This window comes from Catellatospora sp. TT07R-123, assembly GCF_018327705.1.
Taxonomy (GTDB): Bacteria; Actinomycetota; Actinomycetes; order Mycobacteriales; family Micromonosporaceae; genus Catellatospora.
Genome location: NZ_BNEM01000002.1, coordinates 2,496,223 through 2,514,613, shown reverse-complemented (window position 1 = coordinate 2,514,613; position 18,391 = coordinate 2,496,223). Strand labels below are relative to the sequence as shown.

Annotated in this window: 18 protein-coding genes; 8 read left to right on the top strand and 10 right to left on the bottom strand. The window is 73.4% G+C overall.

The annotated features are described in order from the left end of the window. The first annotated feature begins 285 nt into the window (after positions 1 to 285). Entirely contained in the window at positions 286 to 1,155 is an 870-nt protein-coding gene (locus tag Cs7R123_RS31050) for a hypothetical protein (protein WP_212831746.1), read from the top strand. A gap of 76 nt (positions 1,156 to 1,231) precedes the next feature. Here the strand turns inward: Cs7R123_RS31050 and Cs7R123_RS31045 are convergent, their stop codons facing one another. Then, on the bottom strand, positions 1,232 to 1,672 hold the full coding sequence (locus Cs7R123_RS31045) for a globin domain-containing protein (RefSeq protein WP_212831744.1): 441 nt from the start codon (positions 1,670 to 1,672) through the stop codon (positions 1,232 to 1,234). Beyond that, positions 1,669 to 4,272 carry a LuxR family transcriptional regulator gene (locus Cs7R123_RS31040; protein ID WP_212831742.1) on the bottom strand — a complete coding sequence of 868 codons (2,604 nt, stop codon included), beginning with the start codon at positions 4,270 to 4,272 and terminating at the stop codon, positions 1,669 to 1,671. Before Cs7R123_RS31040 ends, Cs7R123_RS31045 begins: the two co-directional genes overlap by 4 nt. A gap of 213 nt (positions 4,273 to 4,485) precedes the next feature. On the opposite strand from Cs7R123_RS31040, the gene Cs7R123_RS31035 reads away from it, so the two are divergent. Further along, the gene (locus Cs7R123_RS31035) at positions 4,486 to 6,468 is read left to right on the top strand and encodes a peptidoglycan DD-metalloendopeptidase family protein (RefSeq protein ID WP_212831740.1); all 1,983 of its coding nucleotides are present in this window, start codon (positions 4,486 to 4,488) and stop codon (positions 6,466 to 6,468) included. A gap of 219 nt (positions 6,469 to 6,687) precedes the next feature. Next, entirely contained in the window at positions 6,688 to 6,828 is a 141-nt protein-coding gene (locus tag Cs7R123_RS31030; protein WP_212831738.1) for a hypothetical protein, read from the top strand. A gap of 39 nt (positions 6,829 to 6,867) precedes the next feature. On the opposite strand, the gene Cs7R123_RS31025 is transcribed toward Cs7R123_RS31030, so the two are convergent. From Cs7R123_RS31025 to Cs7R123_RS31005, 5 genes are all read right to left on the bottom strand, one after another. Beyond that, complete coding sequence (locus tag Cs7R123_RS31025) at positions 6,868 to 7,485, bottom strand: response regulator transcription factor (protein ID WP_212831736.1); 618 nt, start codon at positions 7,483 to 7,485, stop codon at positions 6,868 to 6,870. Continuing rightward, positions 7,482 to 8,687 (bottom strand): sensor histidine kinase, encoded by a 1,206-nt coding sequence (locus Cs7R123_RS40890; protein WP_280517339.1) that lies wholly within the window; start codon positions 8,685 to 8,687, stop codon positions 7,482 to 7,484. Before Cs7R123_RS40890 ends, Cs7R123_RS31025 begins: the two co-directional genes overlap by 4 nt. After that, positions 8,648 to 9,460: an ABC transporter permease gene (locus Cs7R123_RS31015; RefSeq protein ID WP_212831735.1), complete on the bottom strand. Its 813-nt coding sequence runs from the start codon at positions 9,458 to 9,460 to the stop codon at positions 8,648 to 8,650. The genes Cs7R123_RS40890 and Cs7R123_RS31015 overlap by 40 nt, the downstream gene beginning before the upstream one ends. Continuing rightward, entirely contained in the window at positions 9,457 to 10,305 is an 849-nt protein-coding gene (locus Cs7R123_RS31010) for an ABC transporter ATP-binding protein (protein WP_212831734.1), read from the bottom strand. Before Cs7R123_RS31010 ends, Cs7R123_RS31015 begins: the two co-directional genes overlap by 4 nt. A 250-nt stretch (positions 10,306 to 10,555) precedes the next feature. Continuing rightward, the gene (locus Cs7R123_RS31005) at positions 10,556 to 11,080 is read right to left on the bottom strand and encodes a hypothetical protein (protein WP_212831733.1); all 525 of its coding nucleotides are present in this window, start codon (positions 11,078 to 11,080) and stop codon (positions 10,556 to 10,558) included. Between the two features lie 216 nt (positions 11,081 to 11,296). Here Cs7R123_RS31005 and Cs7R123_RS31000 point away from each other — a divergent pair, with 216 nt between their 5' ends. Next, the gene (locus Cs7R123_RS31000) at positions 11,297 to 11,806 is read left to right on the top strand and encodes a DinB family protein (protein ID WP_212834712.1); all 510 of its coding nucleotides are present in this window, start codon (positions 11,297 to 11,299) and stop codon (positions 11,804 to 11,806) included. 24 nt (positions 11,807 to 11,830) lie between these two features. Here Cs7R123_RS31000 and Cs7R123_RS30995 read toward each other — a convergent pair whose 3' ends face one another. Then, positions 11,831 to 13,264 carry a WD40 repeat domain-containing protein gene (locus Cs7R123_RS30995; protein WP_212831732.1) on the bottom strand — a complete coding sequence of 478 codons (1,434 nt, stop codon included), beginning with the start codon at positions 13,262 to 13,264 and terminating at the stop codon, positions 11,831 to 11,833. A gap of 153 nt (positions 13,265 to 13,417) precedes the next feature. Between Cs7R123_RS30995 and Cs7R123_RS30990 the strand changes: the two genes are divergently transcribed. Next, positions 13,418 to 14,251, top strand: a complete 834-nt coding sequence (locus tag Cs7R123_RS30990) for a hypothetical protein (RefSeq protein WP_212831731.1) — start codon at positions 13,418 to 13,420, stop codon at positions 14,249 to 14,251. 7 nt (positions 14,252 to 14,258) lie between these two features. Here the strand turns inward: Cs7R123_RS30990 and Cs7R123_RS30985 are convergent, their stop codons facing one another. After that, a complete protein-coding gene (locus Cs7R123_RS30985; protein ID WP_212831729.1) occupies positions 14,259 to 15,566 on the bottom strand; it encodes a macro domain-containing protein in 1,308 nt (435 codons plus the stop codon). Between the two features lie 177 nt (positions 15,567 to 15,743). Between Cs7R123_RS30985 and Cs7R123_RS30980 the strand changes: the two genes are divergently transcribed. From Cs7R123_RS30980 to Cs7R123_RS30970, 3 genes are read left to right on the top strand one after another with little or no spacing between them, the layout of a single operon-like run. Continuing rightward, on the top strand, positions 15,744 to 16,100 hold the full coding sequence (locus Cs7R123_RS30980; protein ID WP_212831727.1) for a hypothetical protein: 357 nt from the start codon (positions 15,744 to 15,746) through the stop codon (positions 16,098 to 16,100). 12 nt (positions 16,101 to 16,112) lie between these two features. Then, positions 16,113 to 16,412, top strand: coding sequence for a hypothetical protein (locus Cs7R123_RS30975; RefSeq protein ID WP_212831725.1), 300 nt, complete (start codon positions 16,113 to 16,115; stop codon positions 16,410 to 16,412). Between the two features lie 34 nt (positions 16,413 to 16,446). Further along, a complete protein-coding gene (locus tag Cs7R123_RS30970; RefSeq protein WP_212831724.1) occupies positions 16,447 to 17,529 on the top strand; it encodes an ATP-binding protein in 1,083 nt (360 codons plus the stop codon). Here the strand turns inward: Cs7R123_RS30970 and Cs7R123_RS30965 are convergent. Then, on the bottom strand, positions 17,516 to 18,343 hold the full coding sequence (locus tag Cs7R123_RS30965) for a DUF72 domain-containing protein (RefSeq protein ID WP_212834710.1): 828 nt from the start codon (positions 18,341 to 18,343) through the stop codon (positions 17,516 to 17,518). The genes Cs7R123_RS30970 and Cs7R123_RS30965 overlap by 14 nt on opposite strands. Positions 18,344 to 18,391: the final 48 nt, after the last annotated feature.

Here is an 18,391-nt window from a genome sequence, read left to right as displayed (position 1 = left end):
GAGAGTGAGAGGTGGATGAGTGCACGCACAGGGGCTTACGAACGTTCCCCCGTCGTATGCGCGACACCCTAGTGACCACCGCCGACACTCGTCGTCCCGTTTATCGGCGCCGGGTCACTGTCGAGTTCGGCCGGTCGGGTCTACCATCGACATGGCCCGCGTCACACCGGCCGCCGTGCCCCGCCCCGCCGGGCCTGCGACCTCGGGCGGCCGAGCAACTGTCACCCACGCGCTGAGCAATCCTTGCTCAGGTCCGGCCGCGCCCCGGCCGACAGGATCGTGGGCATGACGAAGAAGACCCTCAAGGCGATGCTGATCGCCGCCGTGACCTCGACGATCCTGGTCACCGCCGCCGGACCGGCCGCCGCCGGGACCGTGCTGCCCGACCCGGAGAAGTACGTCTCCACCCCCACCGCCTGGGGCTGGTTCCTCAGCGCGAGCAAGGCGACGATCGACAACTGGGCCAACACCAACAACATGCGCGTGGTCGACGTCGAGGTCGACAGCCCCACGACGTTCAACGTCACGCTGGTGCAGAACTCCGGGGTGTACGCCCGCGGTCTGACCGGCTCGGCGTCGTGGACCACCGGCGAGACCGCCGCCACGCTGTCGGCGAAGCTGATGGGCAAGCGGCTGCTGGACGTCGAGCGCTACCTCGACAACGGCCAGGTCCGCTACGCCGCGGCGCTGGTGGACAACCCGGCCGGCGGCAACTTCCACGACTACAAGTACCTGTTCAACGGCACGTCGGCGCAGATCAACGGATGGCTGGCCGCCAACCGGGGCCGCCTGACCGACATCGACTACGTCTCGCCGGACCACTACGACGCGGTGCTGGTCCCCAACACCGGCGTCGACGAGCGCAGCTGGGTCTGGTACCCCGACGCCACCACGCAGACCGTGAACGACGAGATCGACCTGCACCTCGACAGCCGCATGGTGGCCATCTCGCCGATCGCGACCAGCCACTTCGCGATGATCTTCGTACGCAACGACCCGCAGGTGGGCGTGTGGAACTGGCACCCCTCGCTGAGCGCCTCGCAGCTGATCAGCGTCCAGTCCGGCGACAACTACCGGGTGCTCCAGGCCGAGCGCTACTGGTCGGCCGGCTCCAACGAGTGGCGCTACGCGGCCGTCTTCATCGAGAACGACTGACCGGCCCGCGGAAGGGGCGGCCCGGCCACCGGCCGCGCCGCCCCTCGCGCCTGCGCCAGGGCCGCCGCCGCGCCGATCAGGGCCGCCACGCCGCGCGCGGCGCGTCGGCAGACCTGCCGCGGCCCAGCAGCATCGCCTCGGCCACCATGTCGTACGCGCTGCGCCACGCCTGCTCGTGCTCGGCCGTCCAGTCCTGTGGGAACCCCGCCGCGAACGTCGCCGCCAGCACCTCGCGCATCACCCGGTAGTGCTCGGCCCGCACCTGGTAGTTGACGTGCCGCACGCCCAGCGCCCCGGCCCGCAGCAGGAACGCCGGGAAGTCGCTGATCGCCGCGACGATCGCCGTCAGCTCGTCGACGAACTTCTCCTGCTGGATCACCGGGTCGGTGGAGAACATGCCCTCCAGCCCCGGATCGGCGGCGAACAGCCGCCGGTAGAAGTCGGCGGCGAACTCCTGCCGCCGCGGCTGCACCCAGGTCATGGTCTGCCGGACGAGCGAGATCTGATCGGGGGTCATGCGGTCACCTCCGCGGCGAGGACGTCGGCGAGTTCGGCGCGGCTGCCGATGCCGAGCTTGGTGTAGACGTTCTGCAGATGGTTGTTGACCGTACGCACCGACAGGAACAGCAGGTCGGCGATCTGGCGGCTGCTGTTGCCCGACACGACCAGCCGGGCGATCTCCCGCTCCCGGTCGGTGAGAGGGGTGAGCGTACCGCCCCCGAGCAGCCCCGGCGTACGGGCGCCCTGGCAGCCCTCCGCCAGCCGCCGCGCCGCGGCCGAGCAGCCGACCGCCGCCCGCCCGCTGCCCTGGCGCCGGTGCAGCTCGGCGGCCGCCGTCATCGCCTCCGCCGCGAGCAGGTGGGCGCCCGACTCGGCGAACCGCTGCGCCACCTCCTGCAACCGGCCGGGATCACCGGCGGCCACCGCGGCGGCGTGAGCGGCCCGCACCGCCGCCAGCGCACCCTGCACCCGCTCGCACGCCTCGCCCAGCGGCCCGGCGACGTCGCCGCCCAGCCGCAGCGCGTCGTGCCACAGCTCCGTGGCGGCGTTGGCCCGGCCGCGGCGCAGCGCCTCGGCCGCCGCCTCCTGCAACCGGGACCGGGCCTGCGAGACCAGGCCGCCCGCGGCCTCGGCCCACGCGATCGCCCGCTGCGGCTCGGCGCTCCAGGTCGCGTACCCGGCGATCTCCAGCAGCTCGGCCAGCAGCGGATCGCCATCGGGCAGCGGCCCGCGCGACGCCCGCGCCCGGATCAGCCCCGACATCGCCATCGGCAGCGCGCTGCGCTGACCGGCCCCCCGGGCCTGGGCCAGCGTCTCGGCGAACCGCGCCTCCGCCGTCGCCACCTGCCCGCGCGCCAGCGCCACCGCGCCCAGCCGCCCGGTGAACCAGCAGATCAGCGCCTCCACCCCGGCGTCGACGACCAGCTGGCGGCCGCGCTCGGCAGCCTGCTCGGCGGCGTCGAAGGCGCCCTGGCGCAGCAGCGCGTCGGCCAGCGTCAGCAGGTGCGTGGCCGGATGCGACACGACCGTGCGGTCCTCGACCGTCTCGTGCAGCTCGAATCCGGCACCGGCCAGCTCCGCCGCCTCCACCACCCGCCCCGCGTCGGCCAGCACGGCGGCGGCCGCCCGGTGCCACAGCACCCGGACCTCGGCACGCTGCCCGTCCGGCTGCGGCGGCAGCAGCCCCGCCGCCTCGACCGGCCCGGCGACCGCGTTGGCCAGCAGCGCCGACACCGCCGCCACCGCCGGATCACCGGCCGGGACACCCGCCCCGTCCAGCGCGGCCCGCGCCGCCACCGGATCACCCAGCCCGAACAACAGGTTCATCGCCCGCGACAGCGCCACGGGCAGCTCCTGCCCCGGAGACCGCCCGTCGGCCGCCCTCGCCAGCGCCGCCTCCGCCTCGGCGAACCGGGCCTGCTCATGCAGCGACTCGGCCAGCAGCAGCCCCGCCGCCGCGCCCGCACCGTGCGCCAGCGCCGCCGACGCCAGCCGCTCCGTCCGCGGCAGATCATGGGCGAACCGGGCCAGCCGCGCCGCCCGCAGCAGCAGTTCCGGATCGGCCGAACCGGTCGCGTCCAGCCGCCACGACGCCAGCAGCAGCGGATCGCCGCGCCGCCGCGCGCCGTGCCCGGTGACCCGGTCCGCCTGCCGCAGCAGGATCGTCCGCGCGCGCAGCTTCGGCAGCGACGACTGCAACGTGTGCGAGTGCAGCGGATGCGCCAGCCGCACCTCGGTCCGCCGGCTCTCCCACGCGACGCTGATCAGGCCCTCGTCCTCCAGCTCCGTCAGCACCTCGGCCGGATGCTGCGCCAGCAGCTCCTCCACCGACAGCGGCTCGCACAGCGCCAGCAGCTCCAGCACCGCCCGGTGTGCCGAGCTCAGCCCCGAGAGCCGGGCCTGCACCAGCTCGATCAGCCCGCTGCTGCCCCGCGGCGTACGCAACAGCTGCCACACCCCGGCCGGGCACGCCAGCGCACCCTCGTGCTGGGCACTGAGCACCAGCTCGCGCAGGAACAGCACGTTGCCCCGGCTGGCCTCCCACAGCCACTGCACCGCCCCGGCCGTCGCCGGACCGCCGAGCGCGAAGTGCAGCAGCGTCTCCACGCTCTGCCGGTGCAGCGCGTCGAGCGTCAGCCGGACCGCCCGCCCGTCACGCCACCGCGTCTCCAGCGCGTCCGGGACCGCGCCCTCGCGGCGCTGCGTGGCCACCACGAACAGCGTCCCGTCGGCCATCAGGAACGACAGCAACGCCAGCGACACCGTGTCCAGCAGGTCCACGTCGTCGATCGCCAGCACGAACCGGCGCCCCTGCGCCCGGTCGCGCAACCGCCGCCGGGCCGCCTCGAACAGCGTGTGCGGATCGGCCATGTCCTGCTCGGCGGGCAGCAGCGGCGCCAGCGCCGACAGCGGCACCGCCGACGCGCTCGCCGTCGCGGTCACGTGCGCGACGTGGTGGCCCCGGTCCTCGGCCGCGGCCAGGCACTCCAGCGCCAGCCGGCTCTTGCCCACCCCGGCGTCGCCGACGACCAGGACCGTGTCCACCCGAGTATCGCCGAGGGCGTCGGTGAAACGCTCCAGTTCGGACCGCCGCCCGATGAAAGGCCAATGTGCCACCGCGACGGTCACCTGATGCCATCCCTATTCCGCGTGAGTCTGACAGCAGCGTAGCCGAGCGCGATCAACCGGATGCGTACGGCGAAAACGCTGCCGGGCCGGTGGGTATGTCGCCCAGACGATAGGTAGTCGTTGCTCAGGCCGTACCCCCATGGCGGTTGGTTTTCTGTTCTCAGCGGGCGGCCGGCCCGCAACCATCCGAAAGGGACCGTCATGGACCGCCGTAAGCTGCTCCTGTTCACCGCCGCCGCCGTGCCCGCCGGAATGGGCCTGTTCGGCTCGGCACGCCCCGCGGCCGCCGTGCCGTTAGGCAACCCGATCGCGATCGCGGTCGAACCGATCGAGTCCGGCGACGCCGCCTACGCGCTGCTCGCCCCCGCCAAGAACGGCGACCCCGAGGCCGTCAAGGTCGTGCTGCGGCTCAACCTCACCAACACCGGCACCCAGGACCTCAAGGTCTCCGGCATCGAGTTCCAGTTCGCCGGCGGCTACACCCAGACCATGCAGGGCCTGGACCAGCTGCTCGTCATCAAGGACCCGGTGGCCAACACCGACGACGGCGGCGTGTTCACCCCCGGCCAGACCAAGACCTGGACCAACGGCCGGATCACGCTGCCCGGCAACCAGGTCGGGTTCAACCAGGTGTACCTGCCCGCCCCGGCCCCGGCCTGGGTCACCGTCCGGGTGTTCGTCGCCGGATACCTGTTCGCCTCCGAGGTGACGCTGCCGCTGGTGCCGTACAACCGGGCGCACCGGTTCCCGCTGCACGCCTCCGACCTGCGCCCCGGCGAGGTCCTCACCACCACCGGCGACCACTGGGCCAACGGCGGCGCCGGCGGCACCCAGATCTACGCCCACGACGTGGGCGTCGTGGCCTGGGACGGCGCCACGTGGTCCAAGCTGCTGCCCGGCGGCGACGGCACGAAGAACGAGCACTACCGCGCCTGGGACCTGCCCGTCCGCGCCGTCGCCGACGGCACCGTGCTGATGTGCAACGACGGCACCATGCCCGACAACCCGGCGCCCGGCGCGCTCCCCACGCCGACGCCGAAACCGGTCGGCGGCAACAACGTCTGGGTCCAGCACACCGACGGCACCGTCACCTGGTACACCCACCTGCGCCAGGGCACCATGACCGTCGTGCCCGGCCAGATGGTCTTCGCGGGCATGGAACTGGGCCGCCTCGGCGACTCCGGCAACGCCTCCGAGCCGCACATCCACCTGGAGGCCCGCCGCGACATCCCCGGCGACTACCCGCTGCGCCCCATGCACTTCACCGAGGCGTGGCAGATCGACAAGGCCGCGGGCTCGCCGTGGAACCCGGAGTCGCCGCTGTGGGTGCCGATGAACGGCCGCGCCATCCCCAACAGCGAGGTGCTGATCTGGCCGGAGGCGTCGGCCCCGGCCTGGTACCCGCCGGGCAAGTCCGAGATCGTGCTCTACGGCATCCCCGCCGCCAAGTACCAGGACACGTACAACAAGCTGGTGAAGTCCGGCTACCGGCCGGAGTGGATCGACGCGCACGAGGGCACGGGGGAGCGCGGCGGCGTCTTCTTCAACGTCATCTACCGGCCGCAGGACGGCTCGGTGTGGCAGGCCCGCCACGGCATGACCAGCGCCGACTACCAGGCGCAGTTCGACGGCCTGGACAAGGAGGGATTCCGGCTGCACAACGTCACCAGCTACCTGTCCGGCACGACGGTGCTGTACGCGGCCATCTGGTACAAGCGCAGCGGCCCGACCATGGCCGCCTACCACGGCAAGGACGCCGTCTGGCACCAGAACCAGTTCGACTCGCTGGTCAAGCAGGGCTTCCACCCGGTCAACATCTCGATCGTGTCGCCGGGCAACGTTCCGCAGATCACCGCGTTCTATGTCAAGGAGGACGTGGGCACGTTCGACGCGCCGTCGTTCGCGACCTCGGCCGAGTACCAGAACGCGTGGAACATCAACGGCAAGCTCGGCCGGCAGCTGACCTACTTCAGCGCCTGCCAGCACGCCGGGGGATACCGGATCTCGGCGATCTTCCAGGACGTCGCGCCGGGCAAGGGCGGCACCGTCGGCCGCCACGACCTGGGCGAGGCCAAGTTCTCCGCCGAACTGGACCTGCGCGAGAAGTCCGACTACCTGACCCGCTGCCTCGGCGGCTACACCAGCGGCGGCACCGTCCTCTACGGCGCCGGCTGGCGCCGCTGACCCTCCCCGCGGGGCGGGGGCTCAAGATCGCGCAAGTTGCCGGGCAATCGGGCGAATAGCGGCCTCGCTTTCGCCCGATTGCCCGGCAACTTGGCTGATCTTGGCGGGCTCGGCTCGGCTCGGGCATCGGGCAAGTGTGTTCCAAGCGGGTCACAAGTGGGGGCGGTGACAGTGTTGGTGCGCCCCGGGACAGGCCCGGTGCGCGGAAGGAGAATTCCGATGCGTACCCTCGCCCGTCTTGCCGCCGTCGCCGCGCTCGTCGCGGTCGGCGCCCTGGCCACCGCCACCGCCGCGTCGGCCGGCGACCCGTCCCAGTGGGGCCTGGCCAAGCGCGGCGCCAAGGTCACCCTGGTCGGCTGACGCCCCGTGGGCCGCCGCGAGGCGGCCCACCGCCCGCCGTCACAGCAGCCCGCGCGCCATCGCCGTCGTCACGGCCGCCGTACGGTCGGCCACGTCCAGCTTGCTGAACACCCGCAGCAGGTGCGTCTTGACCGTCGCCTCCGAGATGAACAGCTCCCGGCCGATGTCGGCATTGGTCAGACCCCGTGCCACCAGCCGCAGGACCTCCACCTCCCGCGCCGAAAGCCCCGGCTGCGCGGGCTGGCGCACCTGCCGCAGCAGCCGCCCCGCCACCGCCGGAGCCAGCACCGTCTCCCCGCGTGCCGCCGCCCGCACCGCCGCGGCCAGATCAGCCGGTGACGCGTCCTTGAGCAGGTAACCCGAGGCACCCGCCTCCACCGCCCGCAGGATGTCGGCGTCGCTCTCGTATGTCGTCAGCACCACCACCCGGCTGCCCGACCCGCCCCGCAGGATCCGCTCCGTCGCCGAGGCGCCGTCCCCGCCGGGCATCCGCAGATCCATCAGGATCACGTCCGGGCGCAGCGCCGCCGCGGCGGTGACCGCCTCCGGGCCCGAGGCGGCCTCGCCCACCACCCGCAGATCCGGCTCCGCCTCCAGCATGCCCCGCAGCCCCGCCCGGACCACCGGATGGTCGTCGGCCAGCAGAATCGTGATCACGAAGGCACCTCCACCGTCACCGCCGTGCCCCGGCCCGGCGCACTGTCCACCGTCAACACCCCGCTCACCTGCGCGACCCGCGCCCGCATGCCGCTCAGCCCGAACCCGGGGGCCGATCGCGCGGCGTCGAACCCCTGGCCGTCGTCGCGTACGCACAGCGCCACGCCCTCGGCCCGGAAGTCCAGCCGCACCCGCACCGCCGCGGCAGCCGCGTGGCGGCGCACATTGGCCAGCGCCTCCTGCGCCGCCCGCAGCAGCACCACCTCCACCGCCGTCGGCAGCGGGCACGGCTGCCCGCCGACCTCGTACGACACCGCCGCCCCCGTCTCCTCGCCCAGCCGCTCGACCTGGCGGCGCACCGCCTGCTCCAGCGAGCTCGCGTCCAGCGCCGCCGGTTGCAGCGCCGCGATCAGAGCCCGCGACTCGGCCAGGTTCTCCCGCGCCGTACGCACCGCCAGCTCCACGTGCTCCCGGGCCCGGTCCGGGTCGCGGTCCAGTTCGGCGCCCACCGCCTGGAGCAGCGTGATGATGCTGGTGAACCCCTGCGCCAGCGTGTCGTGGATCTCCCCGGCCAGCCGGGACCGCTCCGCGGCCACCCCCGCCTCCCGCGACAGCCGCGCCACCTCGCCCCGGCTGGCCTCCAGCTCCCCGATCAGCCGCAGCCGCTCGTCACTCTGATCGATCACCCGGACGATGAACACGCCCATCAGCACCGACAGGCTGATCCCGAACACCGCCATGATCGACGTCGTACGCAGGTCACCCGGGTGAGAACCACGGACCAGTGCCACCGCCGGGGGCAGCAGGTTCGCCACCGTCGCCCCCGTGATCGCCTGGCCCAGCGGCAGGCTCATGAACATCAGCGGCGACAGCGCGAAGTCCGCGTACGCCGTCACCGGCACCGCCGTGATCGCCACGACGTGCAGCACCAGCATCGCTGCGATGAACGGCCACAGCCGCCCCGCCTCGGCGTCCATCGCGATCAGCGGGCGGCCCCACCACACGTACCCGGCCGCCATCGCCGTCAGCGCACCCGCGGCCACGGCGGCACGCGCCGTGCCGGTGCCCTGGTCGGCGACCACGAGCACCAGCACGACGGCGTACGCGATGGCGAAGTACAGGTCCCACGTCCGCAGCGTGGTGAACCAGGACTGCCGGCAGCTCATCGATCCTCGGCCGTCCAGCGGAACGTCGTCAGGCACAGCGCCAATCCGATCACACACCAGGCGCCGAGCACGAGCGCGATCCGGCCGTGCTCCCAGCTGCCCGCGAGCTCCTGCGCGGCCAGCGCGTCGGGCAGGAACACCGACCGGAACCCCTGCGCCATCCACTTGACCGGGAACAACGAGGCGACCGTCACCATCCAGTGCGGCAGCGAGCTGATCGGGTGCACGAAGATCCCGGACAGGAACTGCAGCGCCACCACCGGCACGTTCAGGATCACCCCGGCGCTGCGCGACGACCGCACCAGCGCGCTGGCCGCCACCCCCAGCGCCGTGCTCGACACGATCGACAGGCCGAGCACCCAGGCGAAGGTCAGCCACCGCCCGGCGCCGTCGGGCAGCTCCATGTCGAACGCCAGCACCCCCACCGTCAGCAGCAGCGCGACCTCGGCCAGGGTCGTGACCGCGACGACGATCAGCTTGCCGGTGAAGTACGCCAGCGCCGTCATCGGCGTGCCGCGCAGCCGCTTCAGGGTGCCGTCCTCGCGGTCGGTGGCGATGCCGGTGCCGATCGAGATGAACGCCGTCGACACGATCCCGTACGCGATCATGCTCGCCGAGAACACCTGCGCCACCGACGACTCCGGATGGTCCCCGGAGCCTTTGAAGATCGAGCCCAGCAGTACCAGCAGCAGCGCCGGGAAGGCCAGGCTGAAGCCGACGGCGGCCTTGCTGCGGAAGAACTGGCGCAGCTCCACCGCGCCGCGGGCCAGGCCGAGGCGGCCGCTGGAAGGCAGGGAGAGAGTGGTCACCGGTCTGCTCCGATCAGGGTCAGGTAGGTCTGCTCAAGGGTCGGGCGGGACACCGTCAGGTCGGCCACCGGGCCCGCGGCGGCGAGTTTCGCGATCAGGACGGCCGGGTCGGCGGACTGCTCGGTACGGCGGCCGCCGGCGTCGCTCCACGTCACCGTGGCCAGCTGCGCCTCCCGGTCGCCGATCGAGGCCGGGGTGCCCTCGGCCACGATCCGCCCGGCCGCGATCACGGCCAGCCGGTCGGCCAGGACCTCGGCCTCGTCCAGGTAGTGGGTGGTCAGCAGGATCGTGGTCCCCTCCGCGTTGAGCAGCCGGATCAGATCCCAGAACTGGCGGCGCGCCTCCGGGTCGAACCCGGTCGTCGGCTCGTCGAGGAACAGCAGCTCCGGGCGGCCCACGATGCCGATCGCGACGTCGAGGCGGCGCCGCTGGCCACCGGACAGGGTCCGTACCCGGGAACCGGCCTTGGCGGTCAGGCCGACCAGGTCCAGCACCTGGCCGGGGTCGCGCGGGGCCGGGTAGCAGGTGGCGAAGTGGCGCACCGCCTCGGAGACGGTGAGGTCGCCCAGGTCGTTGGCGGACTGGGCGACGATGCCGATCCGCGCCCGCCAGGCGCGCCCGGCGGTGCCGGGGTCCGTGCCGAGGACCGCGACGTCGCCGCCGTCGCGGCGGCGGTAGCCCTCAAGGATCTCCACGGTGGTGGTCTTGCCGGCCCCGTTCGGGCCGAGCAGGGCGAAGACCTCGCCGGAGGCGACGGTCAGGTCGAGACCGGACACGGCGTCGCGGCCGCCGTACGACTTGCGCAGGCCGCGGATCCGAATGGCCGCTGGGGGTGTGGCTGTCATGCCTCCAGCGTCGCGTTCGGACCGGGGTCGCCGGGACGACCGGGAGACGGAATCCGGTTGTCCACCGACCGGTGGACAACCGGGCCGCGACCGGCTGCGCCCAGTCGCGCCAGAGGTCGTCACGGTGGTGATCCGAAATCGTGGACGCCTGGTGTCGCTATAGCAGCATCCAGCGTCCACGATTCCGGATCACCACCGTGCCCCGGCGGCGCGCAACGCGCGGCGGAGCTTTCGCGGACTCCGTCCGGCGTCAGGCGGCGGCTCGGCGCCGCCTGACGGGCTTGGCGGGCTTGGCCGGTTCGGCGCGGGGGATCGGTCCGTCGGCGGGCAGGCCCAGGGCGATCCGCTCCGCCGACGTCAGCATCCGCTTGTCCGTCGCGGGGACCGGGGACGCCGTCGTCTCGTCGACGGGCTGCTCCTTGGCCTTGGCCGCCTTCACCGCCTTGGCCGGGGCGGGCGGCCTGGCGGCGGCTTTCACCCGCTCGGTCTCCCCGGCGAGGCTGATCAGCTTGCGCACCCGCGCCTCGGCCGCCAGGTGCGTCTTGGCCGCCACCTCTGCGACCGGCATCCCGGACACCAGCAGGTCGGCCAGGGCGCGCCCCCGCTCCCGGCGCAGCGCCGCGGCGATGCCGTCGAAGAGGACCTGCTGGTAGGTGAGGTCCTCGTACCGCTGCATCGGGTCCGGCTCGCCCAGCGCGTACGCGCACAGGTTGCGCACCATCGCCTCGACCTCTTCGGGCGCGACGGTGTACCCCTCAGTCGTCGGGTCGGTCATCGACGGCTCCTTTCACAGCCCTGGGCAGGCCGGGCGGCGATCGGAACTCTATCCGCCGCGGCTCCGCCATGGGTGATCTTGACTGCGGCCCGCGCCCTGGCACGGGTTCGCCGACCGGTCCCACTTCACCGCCGCCGGACGCCCCCTGGGCGGTATGGTCCGAAAAGCACCATGTCTCGTCGAGACGTGACCGCGTACGCGGGAGAGGACGCCGCCGTGGACGTTAACGACCTGCTCGCCGACCTGTACGGCCGGCTGCCCGAGATGATCCACGAGGCCGTGGACGGGCTCACCGCCGCACAGCTCCAGTGGGCTCCCGCACCCGGCGCCAACTCCGTCGGCTGGCTCGTCTGGCACCTCGCCCGCGTCCAGGACCACCACGTCGCCGAGCTGCTCGACCGGGACCAGCTGTGGGCCACAGGCCCGTGGGCCGCCCGCTGCGGTCTGCGGCCCGACCCGGACGACACCGGCTACGGGCATACTCCGAAGCAGGTCGCGGCCGTGCGGCCGGACGGCCCGGACGTGCTCACGGACTACTACGACGCGGTCGCCACCCGCACCGGCGAGCTGCTGCGCTCGCTGGCCCCCGCCGACCTCGACCGGATCGTCGACGAGCGCTGGGATCCGCCGGTGACCATGGGCGTACGCCTGATCAGCATCGCCAACGACGACACCGCCCACGCCGCCCAGGCCGCCTACGTCCGCGGCATCCTCCCCACCCCCTGACCATGAGGGTTCGGGTCGGGGTGGTCAGGGGTGGGTGGGTGGGAGGGGCTGGCCGGTGACGGCGTCCCAGCGCCAGACGGAGAAGTTGTCGCAGGAGAAGAGCATCGGGCGGCCGTCGACCTCGGCGTAGCAGGTGTCCACGATCGCTTCCTGGTGCCCGTGCAGCAGGTCGCCGAAGCGCTCGCCGGTCACCGCGTCGAAGCGCTGGATCTGGAAGCCGCCGCCGACCGCGACGAGCAGGCGGCCGCCGACCGGGTACGGGCAGATCCCGCCGACGAGCTCCGGCATCAGCCACATGTCCCCGAGCTGCTCGCCGGTCTCGGCGTCCCACCGGTAGGCGGCGTTGTCGGTCGCGCCGGTGGCCAGCACCGTGCGGCCGTCGACGGTGTACGCGGCCCCGTGCAGCACCAGCTGATGGTGCTTGCCCGCCACCGGCAGCGGCCGCTGCCCCGGGCCGGGCCGCCATCGCCAGACCCCTCCGCCCCAGCCTCCGGCCGCGAGGTGGACGGCGCCGTCCAGCTCGTACGGCCACAGCACCGACACCCGGTCGCCGAGCCGCACCGGCTCGCCCACCGGCAGCCCCGTCGCGGCGTCCCACCGCTGAACCACCCCGTCCCGGTCCCCGGTGACCAGGATCAGCGGGCCGCCGTCCTCGCGGTACGACGTCATCGACTCCGCCTGCGGCGGTTTCGGGCGGCGCAGCGCGAACCGCCGGTGCGGGCGGCCCAGCGGTGCCGTCGGCCGTCCGGACGGCAGCCGTCGGCGCATCGCCCGGCCGGTGGGGTCCACCCCCGCGACGACCAGGTCGCCGTCGTCGACGTACACGTGCTTGGCGACGCCGTCGAGCAGCCTGCCGACCTGCTCGCCGGTCGCGGCGTCCCAGCAGCCGATGCCGCCGGGCGCGTTGTAGGAGGTCGCGACGATCAGTGCGCGCCCGCCGACCGTGACCGGGAACAGCCGGTGCGCGTGATGGCCGAGGAACGGCCCGGCCCGGTCGCGCCACGGCTCGGCCACCACGCCGCCGGGGAGCTGCCCGGATGCGATCAGGCCGACCAGGCGCCGCGCGTCCGGCGTGTCCACGGCGCGCAGGTCGGGCAGGCAGGCCACGAGTTCGCGGCGCAGCACGAACGGTAGCTCGTACCGGTCGCCGGCCTCCGCGGCGGACGCGGGTGAGGCGAACGCGATCGTCTCCAGCAGGTCCACGGCCCGGTCCCGGACGGCGGGCTCGGGGCGCCGCGCGATCAGGGCGAGGACGCGCGGCAGGTGGGCGCCGGCCTCGGAGATCATGCCGCAGTGCCCGGCGCGGGACTCGATCAGGTCGAGCGCGTGCTGCGCGGCCGGGACGTCGGCGCCGGGGTCGGCGGCGGTGGTGAGCAGGCCGGGCAGGTCCCCGCCCGTGCCCGTGGAGGTGCGCAGCCGTGCCCACGGCACCTCGTCGATCGCGAGCGACACCGTCATGGCCACGGAGTATCGCAGCCTGCGGCGGCCGCCGCGGCCCGCCCGGAGGACGCGTTGAGTAACTGGTGGTGATTCGTGGCGTTATATGCGGATAGTTCCGGTGGATGGTCGGCCGCGCGGCGGCCCTGGTCCCGGACCTAGAAGAGGCCCGACGTGAACATCTACTTTCCCCGGCCCAAGGCGCTGCTGCGGGCCCTGCTGATCGCGGTACTGGTGCTGCACGCGGTCAGCCTGGGCAGCCATTTCGTCTACCACTACCTCGGCTGGCACAACATCGTGCCGTACTTCGGCAAGCTCACGGGCTTCGTGAACGTGGACAAGGAAGCCAACATCCCGACCTGGTTCTCCAGCCTTCTCCTGTTCGGCTGCGCGTACGTCGCCTGGGCCGTCTACCGGCACGTACGCCGGACGCAGGGCCGCTACCGGCGGCACTGGGCCGTGCTCAGCGCGATCTTCGCCGCGCTGTCCATGGACGAGCTGGCGCACATGCACGAGCTGGCCGGGCGCTTCGGGCTGGCGGGCCACGGCGGCGCGTCGTACCTGTCCTGGGTCGTGGCGATCACCCCGTTCGTGCTCGGCTTCGCGGTCGCCTACCTGCGCTTCCTGCTCCACCTGCCCGCCCGGATCCGCACGCTGGTCACCTGGAGCGGCGTGCTCTACGTCGGCGGCGCGGCGGGTATGGAGGTCGCCGGCGCCCTGCTCGGCCGGGACCTGAGCGTTCACCTCGAACCCGGCAAGCCGTACTTCCACTACCTGCTCTACGCCTCGGCGGAGGAGGCGCTGGAGATGGTCGGCGCCGTCCTGTTCCTGTACGCGATGACCCTGCACCTGCGGACCCTGACCCGCACCGAGACCGCGCCGCCCGCCATGCCCGCCCCGGCCCGACCCGCCGACGTCCGCGAGGCCGGGGCCCACGCCGCCCACCGGCGCCCGGCCAGCCCCGGCCGGCCGTCCCCGGCGCGCACCGGCCGGCCCACGCGGCGCTGACCGGCGGTCAGGAGAGCAGCTTGGCGATCGCCTCGTCGACGGCCACGAAGTCGGTCTGCGCCACGTCCTTCGGGTGGATGACGATCCGCAGCTCGTCGGCGAGCCGCCCGTCGGCGCAGTGCCGCAGGAACGACTCCACGATCGCGGTGACGTAGTCCACCCGGTCGTAGCCGTAGATGCGCGACAGCCCCGAGCCGAGCACGCCCATCGCGAGCGGCCGGTGTTGGCCGAAGCGGCGCACCGACAGCCACAGCTGGTCCAGGCTGTGCCGCAGCAGGTCCATGCTGGACTTGGCCAGCAGCCCGTCCGGGCCGCGCTCGGCGTAGGCCACCGCGTAGATCCGGCGGCCGCCCTGGACCAGGGTCGCCACCGTGCCCAGCGGGTAGCGGGCCCGCTTGCCGTACTGCCGGGGCGTCCGGCTCTCGACCGTGCGGGGCACCCCCGCCAGCGCCTTGCGCAGCTGGCCGTCCAGCAGCGCCCGGTCCCCGCCGTAGAGGCGGTGCAGCAGCTGGCCCTGGAGGCTCTTCGAGCTGACCAGGAAGTCGTCGTCGGTGTTGGTCTCGAACGTGTCGCTGAACCCGACGACCAGGTGCGCGTCGTCCTGCTCGAACAGGTCGCCCCGGGTCACCGTGATGATCGACCCGGCCGGGCCCGGGTGGTGGATCTCGAACTGGCGCTGCTCGCGCAGCGCCTCCAGCCGCTCCAGCCGCTCGCGCAGCTGCGGATCGGCCGGGCTGTCGGCCAGCGCCGTCGTGGCCAGCTCGATCGCCTGGTCGAACCGCTCGAACTTCTCGTGCAGGTCCAGCAGCCGCAGCCGCGCCTCCCGGTGCGTACGCCGCAGCTGCTCCACGCGCTCGCGGGCCCAGCTCTCGTCGGCGACGTCGACCAGCGGCCGCCCCTGCCACAGCCCCAGCGCCCTGGTCAGCAGCGTGATCGCCCGCAGGTCCGGCGCGCTGCGCGCCGCGGCCACCCAGCTCTCGAACTGGAGCAGGTCCACGCACTCCACCGGCAGCTCCAGCCGGTATGCCGGATCCCGGCCGCGGTCGTTGCGCAGCACCGTCGACGCCGCCCCCGGACGCTCGGGATCCAGCGCGGCGCGGATCGCCGACACGCACTTGTAGACGTGGTTGTGCCGCAACCGGGGATCGCCGTACGCCGCGTGCAGCACCTGGCGGCTCAGGTCGTCGCGGGTGACGTTGCGGCCCATGTCCAGCGCGAGCCGGATCAGCACCCCCATGATGCGCTGCTCCAGCTCGACCGGCACGCCGTCGCGCAGCAGCCGCGCGCGGTCCAGCAGGTTCAGGCGGATGTCCACGTCAGCTCCGGTCGGCGCGCTCGGAACGGGTCGCCGCCATCCTAGAGCCGTCCGTCTTAAAAGGATACGGAATCAGTTCGGAATCATGCCGACAGCGCCGGATCACGAGAGTCGGCAGCGGCCTTCGGGGTCTGATGGCAGGGCCGGCCACCGACCCGAAGCAGAGGGGACAGGCACATGACACCGCAACCGCAGATCGCCGACCGCACCCCGCTCACCCAGCTGCGCACGCTCACCGCGCCGCTGGAGCAGCTCCTGTCCATGCCCGCGCCCCGCGCCGAACTCACCTACCGCGAGGTCGTCGACTACTTCGCCGCCTACGACCCGCGCCTGCCGCAGCCGGTGCGCGGTGCGCTGCTGCGCCGGCGCCGGGGCGGCGCCTGGGCGTTCCGCATGCTCTACCTCGACGCCGACGGGCACCCGCTGCCCGACCCCGGCACCCGCCGCCTGCTCAGCCGCACCGTGCACGCGCTGCGCTGCGACGACGAGCTCGCCCTGCTGTTCGCCGACCGCGACCTCATCCTCTTCGACTGACGGGTGCCCGGCATGCTCGAACTGATCCTCGCGGCGCTGGCCACCGCCGTCGTCGACCTCGTCCTGACCGTCGCCGTGCTGGGATTCGTCGCCGTCGTCCAGTGGTTCCTCGACGTGCAGGCCGAACTCGACGACGACGACGTCGCCTTCACCGTGACCAGGGCGCTGGACACCGGCGGCTACACCGTCTACCAGGGCATCTTCAACCAGGGCAGTGACCGGCTCGGCCCGGTGCGCCGCGTCGACGCCCAGCGGCTCGACCCCGCGCTGGCCCGCGCCCACGCCCGCGAACCGCTCGTCGTCTTCGCCTGATCCCGACCACCCGCGCCCTGACAGGAGCAACGCCGTGGCAGCGTACGAACACCCCGCGCCGTACCCGATCGAGATCGACGGCGTGCCCGGCTCGGTGCCCGCCGGGGCGGCCGCCGCCTTCCGCGGCCGGCTCCACCGGCACGCCCGCGAGCTGTTCGACGAGACCGGGCTCACCGAACTGCGTCTGCGCGTACGCCGCAGCGACATCCCGCCCGCTCCCGAGCCCGCCGCCGACGAGCCCGACCAGCGCCAGCGCATGTCCTGCTTCGTGCCCACCACCCCGCGACACCGGCTCGACCAGGCCGTCCTGCCGCCCGAGACCCTGGCCGACCTCATGCTGGCCGTCGACACGATCCGGCTGCGCGGCACCGTGTTCGACGACTGGGGCCTGCGCGAGATCGAGCCGCACCCCCGCGCCGCCGTCAACCTGCACGGCGCCCCGGGCACCGGCAAGACCCTGGTCGCGCACGGCATCGCCGCCCACCTGGGCGCGCCGATCCTGCTCGCCCGCACCTCGCAGCTGGAGAGCAAGTTCCACGGGGAGGGCGGCAAGAACCTGGCGGCGCTGTTCGGCGCCGCCGCGCGGGCCGGGGCGGTGCTGTTCGTCGACGAGGCGGAGTCGCTGCTGTCCCGGCGCTTCGACAGCGTCGGCCAGGCCTCCGAGCACGCCGTCAACACGCTGCGCGCCGAACTCGTCCAGCACCTCGACACGTACGAGGGCGTCGTGGTCTTCGCCACGAACCTGGTGGAAAGCTACGACCCGGCCATCGGCAGCCGGCTCAGCCACGTGCACCTGCCCGAACCCGACCGGGCCGCGCGGGCCGCGATCTGGCGCCGCCACCTGCCCGCCCCGCTGCGCCTGGACCCCGGTGTCGACGTCGAGCTGCTGGCCGAGACGAGCGCCGTCGGCCGCGACATCAAGCGGGCCGTCATCGCCGCCGCGCTCGCCGTGGCCCGGCGGGGCGGCGACACGGTCACCCAGCACGACCTGGCCTCGGCCCTGGACCGGCTGCTGGCCCAACGGCCCCGCACCGGCCGGGAGGCCGGGCTCACCGACCGGGAGCGGCAGCACCTCAGCTCGCGGCTGCGCCGCCGGACCGCCGTCAGAACAGCGTGAGCGGCTCGGTCGGCACCGGCTCCGGCAGCGGCTCCAGCTGCGGCAGCCGGGCCCGGACCTCGTCGTGGAAACGGCGGGCCAGCGGCAGCGCCTCGGCGTTGTCGGGCGTGTGGACGAACACCGTCGGCGAGCGGCCCTCCCGCAGCCAGCCGGTCACCACGTCCACCCAGAACCGCCAGCCCTCCACCGTCCGGTCGACCGAGTCCCGGCCCAGGTAGCGGACGATCGGGCGGTCGGTCAGCGCCTGCGCGCGCCGCGGCATCCGTGGCTTCTTCACCCACGCGTCCCGCTCGGCGTCGCTGGTCGGCGGCTGCTCGAAGAACATCACCGTGTCGAACGGGACCCACTCCGCGTCCGCGGCGGCCAGCGTCTCCTCCAGCAGCCGCACCGAGCGCGGCTCCTCGAAGAAGGCCCGGTGCCGCACCTCCACCGCGTACCGGTGGCCGGCGGGCAGGCGGCGCAGGAAGTCCGACAGCACCGGCACGTCGCCGGGCCCGAACGAACCAGGCAACTGCAACCACAGCGCATGCGTACGCGGCCCCAGCGGCTCCATGACGTGCAGGAACTCCCGCAGCTCCGCCTCGGCGCCGGTCAGCCGCCGCTCGTGCGTCACCGCCTTGGGCAGCTTCACCACGAACCGGAAGTCCGCACCGGTCTGCGCCGCCCACGACTCGACCGTGGCGCGGGCCGGGGTCGCGTAGAAGGTGGTGTTGCCCTCCACGGCGTTGCACCAGCTCGCGTACGCGTGCAGCCGCTCGCCCGCCGCCAGCGGGTGCGGCAGGAACCGCCCCTGCCACGGCTTATGCGTCCACATCGCGCACCCCACGTGCAGCCGCATGACCTCGACCCTCCCGCCGCCGGA